The organism is Pseudomonas sp. S3_C06, assembly GCF_054667675.1.
In genome coordinates this window covers 5,500,373-5,516,243 of the sequence record NZ_CP162747.1, presented here as the reverse complement: position 1 = coordinate 5,516,243, position 15,871 = coordinate 5,500,373, and the positions used below count along the sequence as shown (strand labels likewise).

The 15,871-nt window shown below is 58.6% G+C and carries 16 protein-coding genes; 5 read left to right on the top strand and 11 right to left on the bottom strand.

What is annotated here, in order from left to right; genetic code table 11:
- Nucleotides 1-226: 226 nt before the first annotated feature.
- Complete coding sequence (locus AB4N44_RS24610) at nucleotides 227-1,165, bottom strand: aspartyl/asparaginyl beta-hydroxylase domain-containing protein (RefSeq protein WP_127926225.1); 939 nt, start codon at nucleotides 1,163-1,165, stop codon at nucleotides 227-229.
- Between the two features lie 184 nt (nucleotides 1,166-1,349).
- Nucleotides 1,350-2,324 carry a cysteine synthase A gene (gene cysK, locus AB4N44_RS24605; protein ID WP_127926224.1) on the bottom strand — a complete coding sequence of 325 codons (975 nt, stop codon included), beginning with the start codon at nucleotides 2,322-2,324 and terminating at the stop codon, nucleotides 1,350-1,352.
- A gap of 128 nt (nucleotides 2,325-2,452) precedes the next feature.
- On the opposite strand from cysK, the gene AB4N44_RS24600 reads away from it, so the two are divergent.
- On the top strand, nucleotides 2,453-3,529 hold the full coding sequence (locus tag AB4N44_RS24600) for a DUF748 domain-containing protein (RefSeq protein WP_127926223.1): 1,077 nt from the start codon (nucleotides 2,453-2,455) through the stop codon (nucleotides 3,527-3,529).
- On the opposite strand, the gene AB4N44_RS24595 is transcribed toward AB4N44_RS24600, so the two are convergent.
- Nucleotides 3,489-3,785 carry a DUF2442 domain-containing protein gene (locus AB4N44_RS24595; RefSeq protein ID WP_238704383.1) on the bottom strand — a complete coding sequence of 99 codons (297 nt, stop codon included), beginning with the start codon at nucleotides 3,783-3,785 and terminating at the stop codon, nucleotides 3,489-3,491. The two genes, AB4N44_RS24600 and AB4N44_RS24595, sit on opposite strands and share 41 nt — an antisense overlap.
- A gap of 289 nt (nucleotides 3,786-4,074) precedes the next feature.
- Between AB4N44_RS24595 and AB4N44_RS24590 the strand changes: the two genes are divergently transcribed.
- Together AB4N44_RS24590 and AB4N44_RS24585 are read left to right on the top strand one after the other, a co-directional pair.
- Nucleotides 4,075-4,920 (top strand): AAA family ATPase, encoded by an 846-nt coding sequence (locus AB4N44_RS24590; RefSeq protein WP_127926221.1) that lies wholly within the window; start codon nucleotides 4,075-4,077, stop codon nucleotides 4,918-4,920.
- A gap of 12 nt (nucleotides 4,921-4,932) precedes the next feature.
- Nucleotides 4,933-6,111, top strand: coding sequence for a vWA domain-containing protein (locus tag AB4N44_RS24585; protein ID WP_064388394.1), 1,179 nt, complete (start codon nucleotides 4,933-4,935; stop codon nucleotides 6,109-6,111).
- A 41-nt stretch (nucleotides 6,112-6,152) separates the two neighbouring features.
- Here AB4N44_RS24585 and AB4N44_RS24580 read toward each other — a convergent pair whose 3' ends face one another.
- From AB4N44_RS24580 to AB4N44_RS24560, 5 genes are all read right to left on the bottom strand, one after another.
- Nucleotides 6,153-6,695: a hypothetical protein gene (locus AB4N44_RS24580; protein WP_460107123.1), complete on the bottom strand. Its 543-nt coding sequence runs from the start codon at nucleotides 6,693-6,695 to the stop codon at nucleotides 6,153-6,155.
- A 118-nt stretch (nucleotides 6,696-6,813) separates the two neighbouring features.
- On the bottom strand, nucleotides 6,814-7,731 hold the full coding sequence (locus AB4N44_RS24575; RefSeq protein WP_160038692.1) for a 5-oxoprolinase subunit C family protein: 918 nt from the start codon (nucleotides 7,729-7,731) through the stop codon (nucleotides 6,814-6,816).
- Entirely contained in the window at nucleotides 7,728-8,432 is a 705-nt protein-coding gene (locus AB4N44_RS24570; RefSeq protein ID WP_150749308.1) for a 5-oxoprolinase subunit B family protein, read from the bottom strand. Before AB4N44_RS24570 ends, AB4N44_RS24575 begins: the two co-directional genes overlap by 4 nt.
- Nucleotides 8,429-9,181, bottom strand: a complete 753-nt coding sequence (locus AB4N44_RS24565) for a 5-oxoprolinase subunit PxpA (protein WP_127926217.1) — start codon at nucleotides 9,179-9,181, stop codon at nucleotides 8,429-8,431. Before AB4N44_RS24565 ends, AB4N44_RS24570 begins: the two co-directional genes overlap by 4 nt.
- A gap of 62 nt (nucleotides 9,182-9,243) precedes the next feature.
- Nucleotides 9,244-10,530, bottom strand: a complete 1,287-nt coding sequence (locus AB4N44_RS24560; RefSeq protein ID WP_127926216.1) for an MFS transporter — start codon at nucleotides 10,528-10,530, stop codon at nucleotides 9,244-9,246.
- A 159-nt stretch (nucleotides 10,531-10,689) separates the two neighbouring features.
- On the opposite strand from AB4N44_RS24560, the gene AB4N44_RS24555 reads away from it, so the two are divergent.
- On the top strand, nucleotides 10,690-11,601 hold the full coding sequence (locus AB4N44_RS24555; RefSeq protein ID WP_127926215.1) for a LysR family transcriptional regulator: 912 nt from the start codon (nucleotides 10,690-10,692) through the stop codon (nucleotides 11,599-11,601).
- Between the two features lie 109 nt (nucleotides 11,602-11,710).
- Here AB4N44_RS24555 and AB4N44_RS24550 read toward each other — a convergent pair whose 3' ends face one another.
- The 3 genes from AB4N44_RS24550 to AB4N44_RS24540 are packed head-to-tail and all read right to left on the bottom strand — an operon-like array spanning nucleotide 11,711 to nucleotide 13,555.
- Nucleotides 11,711-12,253 carry a DUF2937 family protein gene (locus AB4N44_RS24550; protein WP_034153178.1) on the bottom strand — a complete coding sequence of 181 codons (543 nt, stop codon included), beginning with the start codon at nucleotides 12,251-12,253 and terminating at the stop codon, nucleotides 11,711-11,713.
- A gap of 12 nt (nucleotides 12,254-12,265) precedes the next feature.
- Complete coding sequence (locus AB4N44_RS24545) at nucleotides 12,266-13,042, bottom strand: class II glutamine amidotransferase (RefSeq protein ID WP_007911322.1); 777 nt, start codon at nucleotides 13,040-13,042, stop codon at nucleotides 12,266-12,268.
- Nucleotides 13,043-13,057: 15 nt separating this feature from the next.
- Entirely contained in the window at nucleotides 13,058-13,555 is a 498-nt protein-coding gene (locus tag AB4N44_RS24540) for an MFS transporter (protein WP_455805278.1), read from the bottom strand.
- A gap of 226 nt (nucleotides 13,556-13,781) precedes the next feature.
- Between AB4N44_RS24540 and AB4N44_RS24535 the strand changes: the two genes are divergently transcribed.
- Nucleotides 13,782-15,836, top strand: coding sequence for a S9 family peptidase (locus AB4N44_RS24535; RefSeq protein WP_127926213.1), 2,055 nt, complete (start codon nucleotides 13,782-13,784; stop codon nucleotides 15,834-15,836).
- Nucleotides 15,837-15,871 lie beyond the last annotated feature (35 nt).

Below are 15,871 nucleotides of genomic sequence, written 5' to 3'. Positions count from 1 at the left end.
CATGAAGGCTGCCGATGAAAAAAGGGCGCCAGGCGCCAGATCGATAAAAGCTGTTAGAAAACGCTCTTCCGGAAAGTTGTCTGAACGGGAGTTGCACCGAATCAGAGAAGCATTGGTGAATCCAGCTGCGGTAGAGCCAGGAGGCGTGCTCGCTGGCGCTTCGTTCACCTTCTCTTCATAAAAAAAACCGCTCTCAAGGAACGGTTTTTTATTACAACATCCAGCCTTAACCAAACAGCCAATACCCCAACAACGTCAACACCACCACCGCCAGCACCGGCCGCATCACGCGGTAAGCCTTCGGATGACGGCGTTTCCACTGTTTGACCACGCCACTGAACTTGTCACTGAAGCTCTTGCTCCAGGCGTAGGCCTGATTGATCCCGCCAACGCGTTCATCGTCGAGGTTCTGCGGTGCGGTGGCACGGCCGAGCCAGGCGCTGATCGAGCGGTTGATGCGAGTCATCAGACGGTTGCTCAGCGGACGCTCGACGTCGCAGAACAGGATCACGCGGGTTTTGTCGGTTTCATTCTTGACCCAGTGCACGTAGGTCTCGTCGAACATCACGTCTTCGCCGTCACGCCAGGCGTACACCTGACCATCAACGAAGATCCGGCAATCGTCGGAGTTCGGCGTCGACAGGCCGAGGTGATAACGCAGTGAACCGGCAAACGGATCACGATGCGGGTTCAGGTGACTGCCACCCGGCAGCAACGCAAACATCGCGCCTTTGACGTTGGGAATTGCACTGACCAGCGCCACGGTTTTCGGACACAGGGTTTCGGCCGATGGCAGCGGTTTGTCGTACCACTTGAGGTAGAAACGCTTCCAGCCCTTCTTGAAGAACGAACCGAAACCGGCGTCGTTGTTCTTTTCCGCCGCGCGAATGTAGCCTTCATCGAACAGGTGCATGGCTTCGTCGCGAATGGTTTCCCAGTTATCGCGCAGCACGTCCAGCTCCGGGAATTTGCTGCGATCCAGATACGGTTTCGACGGCACGCCGGAGAACAGGTACATCAAGGCGTTGTACGGAGCGAACAGCGCCGAGTGGTTGACGAACTGACGCAGAACCGGCAAACGCGCCTTGCCGCGCAAATGCACATAGAGTGTGCTGCCCAAAAAGAGCAGCAGCACAAACGCCTTGGCGGCAAACGAAAAGGTCATCAACAACTCCTTGAATAAAGACAACGCTGCGCAATGCCTTTTACCCGGCATGGCAGCCGGCCATGATAAACACTACCGGCTTCGGGAAAAACCCGCCTGACACAAGATTCAGTGTTAAGAATTGCGCAACAAAGCATTTATTAGCATAACGATCCTGAACCCTGGCTGACCTGAATCAACTGGATTACTGCTGAGTCTCCTGCTCAGTGAACAGATCGCTGAACAACATGCTCGACAGATAACGTTCGCCCGAATCAGGCAAAATCACGACGATGGTCTTGCCTTGCATCTCTGGCGTCTCCGCCAGACGCACCGCTACCGCCATCGCTGCACCGCAGGAAATACCGCACAAAATCCCCTCTTCCTGCATCAACCGCAGCGCCATGGCCTTGGACTCGTCGTCGGTGACCTGCTCGACCCGGTCAACCATCGACAGATCAAGGTTCTTCGGCACAAAACCGGCACCGATCCCCTGAATCTTGTGCGGGCTCGGCTTGATCTCTTCACCGGCCAGCGCCTGAGTAATCACGGGTGACGACATCGGCTCCACCGCCACCGACAGGATCGGTTTGCCCTGGGTATTCTTGATATACCGCGAGACGCCGGTGATGGTTCCGCCAGTACCGACGCCAGCAACCAATACATCGACAGCACCGTCAGTGTCGTTCCAGATCTCCGGGCCGGTGGTCTTTTCATGGATGGCCGGGTTGGCCGGGTTATCGAACTGTGCCGGCATGAAATATTTGTCGGCATCGCTGGCAACGATTTCGGCCGCCTTCTCGATTGCGCCTTTCATGCCTTTGGCCGGCTCGGTCAACACCAGTTCGGCGCCCAGAGCCTTGAGAACCTTGCGGCGTTCGATGCTCATCGAGGCCGGCATGGTCAGCATCAATTTATAACCACGGGCAGCGGCAACAAATGCCAGGCCAATGCCCGTGTTACCCGACGTCGGCTCGACAATGGTCATGCCCGGTTTGAGTTTGCCGCTGCTTTCGGCGTCCCAGATCATGTTGGCGCCGATCCGGCACTTGACCGAATAACCGGGGTTGCGCCCCTCGATCTTGGCCAGAATGGTCACACCGCGCGGCGCGATGCGGTTGATCTGCACCAGCGGCGTATTACCGATGGAATGGGCGTTGTCAGCAAAAATACGGCTCATGGCTGGGTCCTTATGCAGCATTGAATTCAGCGTTCCAAGGTAAGCCTGTTGCCCATCGCAGTCCAGTCGGGTCGAACGTCTGGGGCCGCCAACAGTCAATCGCTTTGAATCGTTCGGGAATGACTGCCATGAAACGTCGCTACAGCTGGCCATTGTGGATTTTCGCGGGAATCGTTGTGCTGCTGCTCGCGCTGCACATCGCCCTGCCCTACATGGTGCGCGATTACCTGAACGACAAACTCGCGAACATGGGCGATTACCGTGGCCAGATCACCGACGTCGACCTCGCGCTGTGGCGCGGCGCCTACAAAATCAACGGTCTGAAAATCGTCAAGGTCGACGGCAAAGTGCCGGTGCCGTTCGTCAATGCGCCGCTGATCGATCTGGCGGTCAGCTGGCACTCGCTGTGGTACGACCATGCCGTGGTGGCGCAGGTGAAATTCGTCAAACCTGAGGTTAACTTCGTCGATGGCGGCGCCAACAAACAGAACTCGCAGACCGGTCAAGGCACCGACTGGCGCGAGCAACTGGGCAAATTGCTGCCGATCACCCTCGATGAAGTGCAGATCAGCGATGGCCGCATCAATTTCCGCAACTTCAATTCAAAACCGCCAGTGAACATGAACGCGACCAATGTCGACGCAAGCATCTACAACCTGACCAACGTGGTCGACAAACAGGGCAAACGCGACGCCCGCTTTGAAGGCAAAGCCCTCCTGCTGGGGCATGCACCGCTGGAAACCACCGCAACGTTCGACCCTCTGAGCAACTTCGAGGACTTCGAATTCCGCCTGCGCGCCAAAGACATCGAACTCAAGCGCATGAACGACTTCGCCTCGGCCTACGGCAAGTTCGACTTCAACGCCGGCCACGGTGACGTGGTGATCGAAGCCCAAGCCAAAAAGGCCCAGGTCAACGGTTACATCAAGCCGCTGCTGCGCGACGTCGAAGTGTTCAACTGGCAGCAGGACGTGGAAAACAAGAACAAGAGCATCTTCCGCTCGGTCTGGGAGGCATTGGTGGGCGGCACGGAAACCGTGCTGAAGAACCAGGCGAAAAACCAGTTCGCCACCAAGGTCGAACTCAGCGGCAACGTGCATCAGCAAAATATCAGCGCGTTCGAAGCGTTTTTGCAGATTTTGCGCAATGGTTTCGTACAGGCATTCAATGCCCGGTATGAGCGGCCGAAGCCGGATGCGGGTTAGGGCTCATTTCTGGAAAAGCATCCAGATATAGAGTATCGGCGCCAATCTGAATATCCGGGGCCGGCCATTCAACGGTCCAACCTTTATCGCCCAAGATGGCAGTCGCAAAGACTTGGGGATCAAGCAAGGGCTGCAACTGCTTACACGTTTGAATATCTCGACTCAAATCGAGTGTCAGCACTCGACCATCAACAAAGTCCAGTGCAAGCCGGCAATCAGAGAGTGTAGTAACAGCCGCCAAGCGTGGTCGTTTCATGGATAGCATCAATTCAGCGCCTCCAGGCACATGGGGGACTGCTTCGCAGCCCAGCGGGAGCAAGCTCCCTCGCCACAGATTCAGTGGACATCCTGAAGGCTATCGTCAAATCAACGAGGCCTGAATACTGGCCATCGGCCGAGACTGAGTCAACATGTGACGCCCCATTCAGAGACTGAATAAGCCGTCTGCGTTCACAGTCGACCGGGCTGCGCGTTATAGTCGGGCATCCGATTATTTCGCCCCCGCCCTGCCCGTCAGGTCGGCGTTACCGTTCGAGGATTAGCAGATGAAGTTCGAAGGCACCCAGGCCTACGTCGCCACCGATGACCTGAAGCTGGCGGTCAACGCCGCCATCACCCTGGAGCGGCCGCTGCTGGTCAAGGGCGAGCCGGGCACCGGCAAGACCATGCTCGCCGAGCAACTGGCCGAATCGTTCGGCGCCAAGTTGATCACCTGGCACATCAAATCCACCACCAAGGCCCATCAGGGTCTGTACGAATACGATGCGGTCAGCCGTCTGCGCGACTCGCAACTGGGCAATGAAAAAGTCCACGACGTGCGCAACTACTTGAAGAAAGGCAAGCTCTGGGAGGCTTTCGAGTCTGAAGAGCGGGTCATTCTGCTGATCGACGAGATCGACAAGGCTGACATCGAGTTCCCCAACGACTTGCTGCAAGAACTCGACAAGATGGAGTTCTACGTTTACGAGATCGACGAGACCATCAAGGCGAAAAAACGCCCGATCATCATCATTACTTCGAACAACGAAAAAGAGCTGCCGGACGCTTTCCTGCGCCGTTGCTTCTTCCACTACATCGCCTTCCCGGATCGCCCGACCCTGCAAAGAATCGTCGACGTGCACTACCCGGACATCAAGAAAGATCTGGTCAGCGAAGCGCTGGACGTGTTCTTCGATGTGCGCAAGGTGCCGGGCCTGAAGAAGAAGCCGTCGACCTCGGAACTGGTTGACTGGCTGAAACTGCTGATGGCCGACAACATCGGCGAAGCGGTGCTGCGCGAGCGCGATCCGACCAAAGCCATTCCGCCGCTGGCCGGCGCGTTGGTGAAGAACGAACAGGACGTGCAACTGCTTGAGCGCCTGGCGTTCATGAGCCGTCGCGGCACCCGCTAAGAGGCTGATGCCATGTTGCTCAACCTGTTCAATGAAATGCGAGCAGCCAAGGTGCCGGTGTCGGTGCGCGAGCTGCTCGACCTGATCAACGCGCTGAAACAGCGCGTGACCTTCGCCGACATGGACGAGTTTTACTACTTGTCGCGGGCGATTCTGGTCAAGGACGAACGCCATTTCGACAAGTTCGACCGTGCGTTCGGCGCCTACTTCAATGGCCTGGAAAAACTCGATGATCACTTGCAGGCGCTGATTCCCGAAGACTGGCTGCGCAAGGAGTTCGAGCGCTCGCTGACGGATGAGGAACGTGCGCAGATCCAGTCCCTCGGTGGCCTGGACAAGCTGATTGAAGAGTTCAAGAAGCGTCTGGAAGAACAGAAGGAACGCCATGCCGGCGGCAACAAGTGGATCGGCACCGGCGGCACCAGCCCGTTCGGTTCCGGCGGCTTCAACCCGGAAGGAATTCGGGTCGGCGATGCCGGCAAGCGTCAGGGTAAAGCGGTAAAAGTCTGGGATCAGCGCGAGTACAAGAACCTCGATGACTCGGTGGAACTGGGCACGCGCAATATCAAAGTCGCCCTGCGCCGACTGCGCAAATTCGCCCGCCAAGGCGCGGCAGAAGAGCTGGACATCGACGGCACCATCGACCACACCGCCAAGGACGCCGGTCTGCTGAACATCCAGATGCGCCCCGAGCGCCGCAACACGGTGAAGCTGTTGTTGCTGTTCGACATCGGCGGTTCGATGGACGCGCACGTGAAGATCTGCGAAGAACTGTTCTCGGCCTGCAAGACCGAGTTCAAACATCTGGAGTACTTCTACTTCCACAACTTCGTTTACGAATCGGTGTGGAAGAACAATATGCGCCGCACGTCGGAGCGCACTTCGACTCAGGATCTGCTGCACAAGTACGGCGCCGACTACAAAGTGATCTTCATCGGTGACGCCGCCATGGCACCTTATGAAATCACTCAGGCCGGCGGCAGTGTCGAGCACTGGAACGAAGAGCCGGGTTACGTGTGGATGCAGCGCTTTATGGAGAAGTACAAGAAGCTCATCTGGATCAACCCGTACCCGAAAGACACATGGGGCTATACCTCATCGACCAATATTGTGCGGGATCTGATCGAGGATCAGATGTATCCGTTGACGTTGCGCGGGCTTGAGGAAGGGATGCGGTTTTTGTCCAAATGACAGCCGGATTGTTCCCACGCGGTGCGTGGGAACAATCAAATTTACCAGCCCAATTGAATGTAGGACTTGCAAAGCCTGTCCATGAAGCTCCTGTCTTCTGTTTCGCAAATGGGCGGAGGTTGCACACCTCGCCTTTTTGCCAACAAATCAGTTTTTATTCTCTCCTGAGCTTCCAGCTTTCGCCGGCTTTTTCTTTCCAGGTCGGTTTCCGGGCGGTGCAACGCTTCATGTTTCAGTTTGCCGTCTTCTGCAAAAAAGCGAAACGTGACACCTGTAGCAGTGCCCTCTGCAGTGTGTCCCTCGGCAATCAGCACCATGGATTTACCGTTTGGATTTCCACTCTGATGCCGGTCAAAACTGCGCTTGATATCGAGATTTGCTTTGGATATGAACGGTTCGATCAAACTCGCGAGCCCTTCGAATCCGATCTTGTCAGTGCTCGTTTTTTGCAGGTTGCCGAAACGATCCATCTTCGCTTGGTAAACGGCATCGTTTACGCCGGACTCATAGAACTCGACGATACGGCTTTCGACACTGGCTGTACCTTCAACGCTAACTTGACCACTCACTTTCATATAACGCATCTGCAACTTCCTTGTAAAAGATGAAGACCGATAGTTCCACACTCCATCGCCAAGTGATGTAGGGCGACTTACCAAACCTCGCGGAATCGTCTCGGTCTTCAGTCCGAATGACGGACAATTACAAGTAGGACTTCAGATAGTTGAGATGAGTTTGCCATGCATGCTCTTGCATGACTGGCGTGAACCGCACCCTGTCACCCGGGAGACATTGCGCCAGCCTCGCCAGCGCCAAGGGTGTCAGCGCCCCCAAGCGTGGATAACCACCAATGGTCTGACGATCATTGAGCAACACGATCGGTTGCCCGTCCGGCGGCACCTGCACCGCCCCGAGTGGAATGCCTTCGGAAATCATCGGTTGCCCCTGATAGTGCAAGGCGCTGCCCAACAAGCGAATGCCCATGCGATCTGCGCGACTGTCCACAGCCCAGGTCGTGTTGAACACATCAAACAGGCTCTGCCCGCTGAACTGGCCGATCTGTGCGCCGAGTACCAGATCCAGCGGTGCATTCGCTTTCAAATCAGGCCGTAACGCCAAAGGCACTTCGCGAAGCAACACCGCTTCACCGCGATAACTCAGCGCCGCCCCTTTGGCCAGCGGCAACCCCATGCCATCAAGACCACCGAGTTCCTCACGCAGCACCGTCGCACGGCTGCCCAACACCTTCGGTGCATCAAAACCGCCGGGCGCTGCCAGATAAGCCCGGGCACCGAGCAACGGTTGCGTGAACAGCAACTTCTGTCCTTTACCCAACTTGAAACTGCGCCACGGCGCCAGCGGTTGACCATCAATCTGCGCCCCAAGATCAGCTCCGGCCAGCGCCAGCAAACAATCCTCTGCAGCGACGACGGCAAACCCGCCGAGGGTGATTTCGATCACCGTTGCATCGAGGTTATTGCCGAGCAACCAGTTGGCCCAGCTCATCGAACACCAATCCGCCGCACCGCCCTGGGTGACGCCCAGGTGTCGCACGCCAAACCGTCCCGCGTCCTGCAACAGGCACAACGGGGTACTGGCTTCAATCGTCAGTCGGCTCATGCCCGCGCCTCCAGTGGCGTGTCATCGCCGCCCAGATTGATGAATTCAGCGTGACTGACCGCTTCGAATCGCACCGTGTCGCCGGGTTGCATCAGGCTGTAGCCATCACGATGACGGTCGAACAATTTCGCTGGCGTGCGACCGATCAGGTTCCAGCCACCGGGGGACACCACCGGGTAGGCCGCCGTTTGCCGTTCGGCAATCCCGACGCTGCCGGCAGCGACTTTTTTGCGTGGGGTATTCAAGCGCGGTGCAGCGAGAATCTCTTCGACCAGCCCCATAAAGGCGAAACCCGGCGCGAAACCAAGGGCAAATACCTGATATTCGCGGCCGCTGTGACGACGAATCACCTCCTCCAGCGCCAAGCCACTGCGCTCGGCGAGCAAGCTCAGTTCCGGCCCGACGCTCAAGTCATACCAGACCGGCAGCACGTGGCACTGGCCAGCCTTTCGCGCATTGGGCGACAAATCAATCAGCGCCTCGGCGATCAATTCCCGCGCCTGACTCGGACTCAGTGCAGTCAAATCGTAATGCACCATCAGTGTCGTATAGGAAGGCACCAGATCGATCAATTGCTCGCCGAATAACGCACGCAAACGCTCACTGGCAGCGAGCATCCACGGCATGTTGGCTTCAGCGATTTCATCGAACAGACGCAGCATCAGGCAATCCAGTGCCACCACTTCAATCCTTGGGTTCATGGCGCGCTCTGCTGATTCAAGGCCTCGCGAATGCGTTGCACAGCGGCCACCGAACTGGCGTTGTCGCCGTGTACGCAGAGGGTGTTGGCATGTAGACGCAAGGCGCTGCCGTCGCTGGCGCTGAGGTTGTCGCCACGGGCGATGGTGAGGGCTTGCTCAATGATGGTTTCGGCATCGTGATGTACCGCACCCGGCCGTTGTCGTGAAACCAGTTTGCCGGCGCTGTCGTAGGCGCGATCGGCGAAGGCTTCAAACCAAAGGGTGACGCCATATTCATCGCCAATCTGCTGCGCGGCGGAGTTGTCGCGGGTGGCCATCAACATCAGGGGCAGGCCGCGGTCGTAAGCGGCCACCGCCTGAATCACGGCACGCAATTGCGCCGGGTTGGCCATCATGTCGTTGTACATCGCGCCGTGGGGTTTGACGTAACTGACACGGCCGCCTTGGGCTTTGCAGATGCCATCAAGGGCGCCGATCTGATAATGCAGGATGTCTTGCAGTTCTTGCGCCGAATACGCCATGGAGCGGCGGCCAAAACCGACCAGATCCTGATAGGCCGGGTGTGCGCCGATCTGCACGCCGTGGCTCAATGCCAGGCTGACGGTCTTGCGCATGATGCTCGGGTCACCGGCGTGGAAACCACAAGCCACGTTGGCACAATCAATGAAGGGCATGACCTCGGCGTCCAGACCCATGGTCCAGCTGCCGAAGCTCTCGCCAATGTCGCAATTCAATAGCAGGCGGCTCACGGTGAACACTCCTGTAGGTGCTTGTCTTTTTATCTGTAGGACTGTGCTGCGCAGGTTATCAGTTACTGCGCATCGAGTTGCTTGCCGCGGGTTTCCGGCAGGCTCAACGCCGCAATAATCACCACGCCGTAGGACACCGCCGCAAACGCACCAATGCCGACGCTCAACGGTACTTTCTGGCTGAGCAAACCGATCAGCAGCGGAAACAATGCCGCCAGCGCCCGACCGATGTTGTAGCAAAAGCCCTGCCCCGAACCGCGAATCCGCGTGGGGAACAGCTCAGTGAGAAACGCGCCCATGCCGCTGAAAATCCCCGAGGCGAAGAAACCCAACGGGAAGCCCAGCCACAGCATCACGCCGTTGCTCACCGGCAACTGCGTATAGAGCAGAACGATGGTGAACGAGCCGACCGCGAAGAGGATGAAGTTCTTTTTCCGGCCCAGCAGGTCAGTCAGGTAAGCGCTGATCACATAGCCGACATAGGAACCGACAATCACCATCGCCAGATAACCGCCCGTGCCGAGTACGCTCAAACCGCGCTCGTTTTTGAGGAAGGTCGGCAGCCAGGAAGTAATCGCGTAGTAGCCGCCCAGAGCACCCGTGGTCAGCAGTGATGCGCGGATTGTGGTGAACAGCATGCCGGGGGCGAAGATCTCGTAGAACTTCGACTGAGTCTCCGGCGTTTGTTGAGCTTTGGCCTCGCGGTAGATCTCCGGATCTTTTACCAGGCGACGGACGAAAATCACGAAAATCGCCGGCACGATGCCAAGGATGAACAGCGCGCGCCAAGCGTCTTCCGGCGGCAACACCGAGAACAGCAGCGCGTACAAAATCGCCGTCAGCCCCCAGCCCAGCGCCCATCCCGATTGCACCATGCCCACTGCTTTGCCGCGATCCTTGGCGCGGATTACTTCGCCAATCAGCACCGCTCCGGCGGTCCATTCGCCGCCGAAACCGAAGCCCATCAAGGTCCGGGCAATCAGCAGTTGTTCGTAGTTCTGCGCGAAGCCGCAGAGGAAGGTGAAGAAGGCGAACCACAGCACCGTCAATTGCAGGGTGCGCACGCGACCGATGCGGTCAGAGAGAATCCCGGCGACCCAGCCGCCGATGGCCGAGGCGATCAAGGTGCTGGTGTGAATCAGCCCCGCTTCGCCGGTGGTAATGCCCCACATTGCAATCAATGTCGGCACGACGAAGCTGAGCATCTGCGTGTCCATGCCGTCCAGACCGTAGCCGATCTTGCAGCTCCAGAACGTGCGGCGCTCCTGCTGGTTGATGTTGCGATACCAGTCGAACGGCCCCGGACGCGCCGTTGCCGTGGATGCTTGTAGGGTGTCGGGCGCACTCATGGCTTATCTCCGCAGGTTTTTTATTGGTCTTGTTCGTAGCCCCGACGACGCCTATCGTGGGAACCGGATGCGTCGATTTTTCGTCGCGCGGCCCTGCTGCGTCCAACGAATAAAACCCCGCCTTAGCCATAAGAAAAATTTGTCACCCGAGCCTTGCCCATGAATCTGAAGTTTCTCGAGACCTTTGTCTGGGTCGCCCGACTGAAGAGTTTTCGCCTGACCGCCGACAAGCTGTTCACCACTCAGGCGTCGATTTCCAGCCGCATTGCGGTGCTGGAGGGCGAGCTGGGGGTGAAGCTGTTTTTGCGTGATTCACGCGGGGTCAGCCTGACGCCCGAAGGGTTGAAAGTATTGGAGTATGCCGAGCAGATGCTCGACACGATGTCGGCACTGAAGCAGTCGATCGAGACCCGTTCGAGCAAGGTCGGCCGGGTGCGCATTGGCGTGATGGACACGGTAATCCACACCTGGCTCAGCCCGCTGGTGGCGCAGATGACCGATCTGTATCCACGGGTGGAAATCGAGCTGGTGGCGGATACCTCGCTGAATCTCTGCGATCAGCTGCAAAAAGGCTTCCTCGACATCGTTCTGCAAACTGACCTGGTGCGCCATGAAAGCGTACGCAGTCTGGAGCTGGCCAGTCATCCACTGGGCTGGATTGTCGCCAGTAATTCGATCTACAACCGTGACTACGCCGACCTTGCCGAACTGGCGCAGGAACGCATCATCACCTACTCGAAAAACTCCCGACCGCATCAGGATCTTCTGGCGCTGATGCAGGCGAACGGCGTAATGGCGCCACGTTTGAATTGCGTGAATTCGGTGTCGGCGATCACGCGGTTGTTACGCGATGGATTTGGCATTGGTGTGCTGCCACCGGTGCTGGTGGCTGAGGAATTGGCGCGGGGGGAGTTGACCTTGCTGGCGGTTGATCAACGGCCACCGAACTTGCAGGTGGTGGTGTCGTGGCGGGTGGGCGTTGAGTGGGTCGAGGAGATTGTGACGTTGTGTCAGCAGGTGCTGGAGGGATATGCGATCAAGGTGGGCAAGGACTACATCGCTTTAAGTTGATCGTTCCTACGCTCCGCGTGGGAATGCAGCCCGGGACGCTCCGCGTCCCTCGAAAGCCGAACGCAGAGCGTCCGTTGAGGCATTCCCACGCGGAGCGTGGGAATGATCATCAGAGGCCACGTACGTCGCGGTCTTCGATCGGCCGGCTCTGGCGCAAACGTCGGCCACCGAGCACGACCCAGTCGATCAAGCGGAACAGGCATTCAATGCCGAACGACAGCAGCAACGCACCGCTCATGCCCCAGATCATCGCTTCCGGAGTCAGCAGGATCTGGTAGCTGTATCCGTTCCAGGTTTCCTTGCGGATATCCGGATCGGCGGCCAGCACCACTTGCAGGAAGCGGATGTACCACGGGCCTTGCATCGCCTGGAACTGCTTGTCCAATGCCACCTGACGCGTGAGCAAGGTGTTCAGACTGTCAGCGTCGCTGCGGAAGATCGGATCTTCACTGGCGCGGTAATGCGCGACCAGCGCCTGCATATCGCCCTTGAAGAACTGCTCGGCAGTCCCTTGAAAACCGCGCAAACCGGTCTGCGCTTCGATCAGATGCGCCTCGACCCGCTTCGCGTAATCATTGATGAATCCCGGCACCTGGACACCGATCAACAGGCCCGCCGCAAACAACACCAGCCGTACATAACTGAGCAACATCGGGGTAGATCCTTATTCGGTCTTGCCCTGGCTGACGCATTCGCCGCGTCGCCACAGGCTCCATTGGCCCGGTTCGTAGCGGGTCCAGGTTTCATTTTCGGTCAAAGGTTCGGTGGCGATCACCGTGACCACGTCGTTGGGCGTGGTCTCCGCCTGGAAATCGACGATGACATCGACATCCTTCAACCGCGCCGGGCCGAACGGTGCGCGTCGGGTGATCTGCGCCAGTTTGGTCGAGCAATAGCAGAACAGCCAGTCGCCATCGCTGAGCAGGCAGTTGAACACGCCTTTGCTGCGGTATTCGGCGCACGCGGCGACCAGATCCGGCAGCAATTCTTCTATATCGACCGGCTCCGGGAATGCTGCACGCACGCGGTTGAGCAAATCGCAGAACGCCGCCTCGCTGTCGGTATCGCCGACCGGGCGGTAGAAACTTTTGATCGGGGTGAAATCGGCGAGCTGGCCGTTATGCGCGAAACACCAGTTGCGCCCCCACAGTTCGCGGACGAACGGATGGGTGTTGGACAGGCAGACCTTGCCGACGTTGGCCTGGCGGATGTGGCCGATGACCACTTCGCTCTTGATCGGATAGCGCTGTACCAGATTGGCGACTTCCGATTCGCAACTCGCCGCCGGGTCCTGAAACAGGCGCAGGCCACGGCCTTCATAGAACGCGATGCCCCAGCCGTCGCGGTGCGGGCCGGTGCGGCCGCCGCGCTGCATCAGGCCGGTGAAGCTGAACACGATATCGGTCGGCACGTTGGCACTCATGCCCAGTAATTCACACATGTGCGGACTCTCGGGTTACAGGCGCGGCTCGACCCGCATGCGCTGCGGATTGCTCGGTACTGGCGGGCGACCGTAACGGTCATCACCGGCGCCGCCAAACGGTTGATCGTCATCGCGGTCATCAGCGCGGGCTGCCGCTTTCGCTGCCTCGGCCTGCTCTCGACGCGCACGCGAAGCGCGCTCGAGCGGGAAGCGGATCAACACGAAAATCAGGTAAATGCCGAACGCGATCATGCCGTACATGAACAGATCGGAGACCGCACGCCAGGCGTTGTTACCGACCTTGAAAGCCAGATCCAGGGCGGTGATGGCGATGGCCGGCGCGACCTTTTCCTTGACCGGGTCAATGATGGTCGGGCTGAACAGCAACACGGCCATCAATACACGCAGCGGCTCGCGCAACCAGCGCCACATCCAGGTAGTCAGGCGCATCCATACCAACAGGCAGCCCACAGCGGCAAAGGCGTAGAGGCCCCAGGCGATCAGATAGTCGTTCTCGGTCATGGTGTCCATGGCAAGGCAGGCAAAGAGGCGCTTATAGTAACGACTTTTCGCCCGTGCGGCTTGTCCCAATAGACATGCGACCTGTAGGAGTGAGCCTGCTCGCGATGACGGACAGCCTGACAACATTGATGTTGAATGTGCCGGCCTTATCGCGAGCAGGCTCACTCCTACAGGGTCTGCGACGGTTTCAAGCGCTGCGAAAACCCTTATTCCGTACATTGTCCGAGAACCTTCCATGCCCCAATCCGCCAACGTCATCAGTGCCCCGATCGCCCACAAGGCTGCCGGTGCCGACCCGTATGCCTGGCTTCAGGAGCGCGACACCGACGCGGTGCTCGATTACCTCAAGGCCGAAAACGCCTGGCAGGAAGCGCAAACCGCCGATCAGGCCGAATTGCGTGAAACCCTGTTCGAAGAGATCAAGGGCCGAATCCTCGAAACCGACCTGTCCCTGCCTTCGCCCTGGGGCCCGTATCTGTATTACACGCGCACCACGGCGGGCGACGAGTACGCCCGGCATTACCGCTGCCCACGCCCGGCAGACGACAGCCTGACCCTCGATGAAAGCCGCGAGCAACTGCTGCTCGACCCGAATGTACTGGCCAACGGCGGGTTCTTCTCGCTGGGTGCGTTCAGCATCAGCCCGGACCATCAACGTCTGGCCTACAGCGTCGACGCCTCGGGCGATGAGATTTACACGCTGTTCGTCAAGGAACTGTCCAACGACAAGGTCAGCGAACTGGAGTTCGAAGACTGCGACGGCAGCATGACCTGGGCCAATGACAGCCTGACCCTGTTTTTCGGCGTGCTCGACGACACCCATCGTCCACACAAACTGTTCCGTTATCGCCTCGACGGTACGGCTGCCGAAGAGGTGTTCCACGAGCCGGACGGGCGTTTTTTCCTGCATTGCTACCGTTCCAGTTCCGAGCAGCAATTGCTGCTGTCGCTGGGCAGCAAGACCACCAGCGAAGTCTGGGCGCTCGACGCCAATCAGCCGCACCTGCCCTTCACCTGCCTGGCGCCACGGGTCGAGGATCATGAATACGATGTCGATCACGGCCTGCTCGATGGGGTGTGGACGTGGTTTATCCGCAGCAATCGTGACGGCATCAACTACGCCCTGTATCAGGCCCCGGACACCGGCACCGCGCCGACCGAGGCCGACTGGCAAAACCTGATCCCCCACAGCGACACAGTGATGCTCGATGGCGTCAGCCTCAACACCGAGGCCATGACCCTGAGTCTGCGCGAGGGTGGCCTGCCGATCATCGAAGTTCACCCACACGGTCTGACGCCTTATCGCGTGCAATTGCCGGACGCGGCCTACAGCCTCTATGTGCAAAACAGCCTGGAGTTCGAGAGCGACCGCATTCGTCTGCGCTACGAGGCGTTGAACCGTCCGGCACAGGTTCGCCAACTGATCCTCGCCAGCGGCGAACAGGCGGTGTTGAAAGAAACTCCGGTACTCGGTCCGTTCGACGCCGACGCTTACGTCAGCCAGCGCCTGTGGGCGACGGCGCCGGACGGCACGCAAGTGCCGATCAGTCTGGTGATGAAGCGCGAAATGGTTGGCAAAGCAGTGCCGCTGTATCTCTACGGTTACGGCGCATACGGTTCGAGCCTTGATCCGTGGTTCTCCCACGCCCGCCTGAGCCTTCTGGATCGTGGCATGGCCTTCGCCATTGCTCACGTGCGTGGCGGCGGTGAATTGGGCGAGGCCTGGTATCGCGCCGGCAAGCAGGAACACAAGCACAACACCTTCAGCGATTTTATCGCCTGCGCCGAATTCCTGATCCTCAACGGCATTACCACGGCAGAAAAACTGGCGATCAGCGGTGGCAGCGCCGGTGGTCTGCTGATTGGTGCGGTGTTGAACCAGCGCCCGGATCTGTTCGGCGTGGCGATTGCCGAAGTGCCGTTCGTCGACGTGCTCAACACCATGCTCGATCCGGATCTGCCACTGACCGTCACCGAATACGACGAATGGGGCAATCCCGAAGAGCCGCAGGTTTACGAGCGGATCAAGGCTTACGCGCCGTACGAAAATGTCAGCGCGCAGGATTATCCAGCGACGCTGGTGATTGCCGGCTACAACGACAGCCGCGTGCAGTATTGGGAAGCGGCCAAGTGGGTGGCGAAATTGCGCGCCACCAAGACCGACGACAACGTGCTGTTGCTCAAGACTGAACTGGGCGCCGGGCATGGCGGGATGAGCGGGCGTTATCAGGGATTACGTGACGTAGCACTCGAATACGCATTTGTTTTCAAGGTTTTGGGTCTCGCCTGAGGAACTCCGTCGGTCACTTGGGTCTTAATTGCAGA

Bases quoted from the DNA above. Each gene is read 5' to 3' on its own strand.
- AB4N44_RS24610 (WP_127926225.1), bottom strand. From the start codon at position 1,165: ATGACCTTTTCGTTTGCCGCCAAGGCGTTTGTGCTGCTGCTCTTTTTG.
- cysK (WP_127926224.1), bottom strand. From the start codon at position 2,324: ATGAGCCGTATTTTTGCTGACAACGCCCATTCCATCGGTAATACGCCG.
- AB4N44_RS24600 (WP_127926223.1), top strand. From the start codon at position 2,453: ATGAAACGTCGCTACAGCTGGCCATTGTGGATTTTCGCGGGAATCGTT.
- AB4N44_RS24595 (WP_238704383.1), bottom strand. From the start codon at position 3,785: ATGAAACGACCACGCTTGGCGGCTGTTACTACACTCTCTGATTGCCGG.
- AB4N44_RS24590 (WP_127926221.1), top strand. From the start codon at position 4,075: ATGAAGTTCGAAGGCACCCAGGCCTACGTCGCCACCGATGACCTGAAG.
- AB4N44_RS24585 (WP_064388394.1), top strand. From the start codon at position 4,933: ATGTTGCTCAACCTGTTCAATGAAATGCGAGCAGCCAAGGTGCCGGTG.
- AB4N44_RS24580 (WP_460107123.1), bottom strand. From the start codon at position 6,695: ATGCGTTATATGAAAGTGAGTGGTCAAGTTAGCGTTGAAGGTACAGCC.
- AB4N44_RS24575 (WP_160038692.1), bottom strand. From the start codon at position 7,731: ATGAGCCGACTGACGATTGAAGCCAGTACCCCGTTGTGCCTGTTGCAG.
- AB4N44_RS24570 (WP_150749308.1), bottom strand. From the start codon at position 8,432: ATGAACCCAAGGATTGAAGTGGTGGCACTGGATTGCCTGATGCTGCGT.
- AB4N44_RS24560 (WP_127926216.1), bottom strand. From the start codon at position 10,530: ATGAGTGCGCCCGACACCCTACAAGCATCCACGGCAACGGCGCGTCCG.
- AB4N44_RS24555 (WP_127926215.1), top strand. From the start codon at position 10,690: ATGAATCTGAAGTTTCTCGAGACCTTTGTCTGGGTCGCCCGACTGAAG.
- AB4N44_RS24550 (WP_034153178.1), bottom strand. From the start codon at position 12,253: ATGTTGCTCAGTTATGTACGGCTGGTGTTGTTTGCGGCGGGCCTGTTG.
- AB4N44_RS24545 (WP_007911322.1), bottom strand. From the start codon at position 13,042: ATGTGTGAATTACTGGGCATGAGTGCCAACGTGCCGACCGATATCGTG.
- AB4N44_RS24540 (WP_455805278.1), bottom strand. From the start codon at position 13,555: ATGGACACCATGACCGAGAACGACTATCTGATCGCCTGGGGCCTCTAC.
- AB4N44_RS24535 (WP_127926213.1), top strand. From the start codon at position 13,782: ATGCCCCAATCCGCCAACGTCATCAGTGCCCCGATCGCCCACAAGGCT.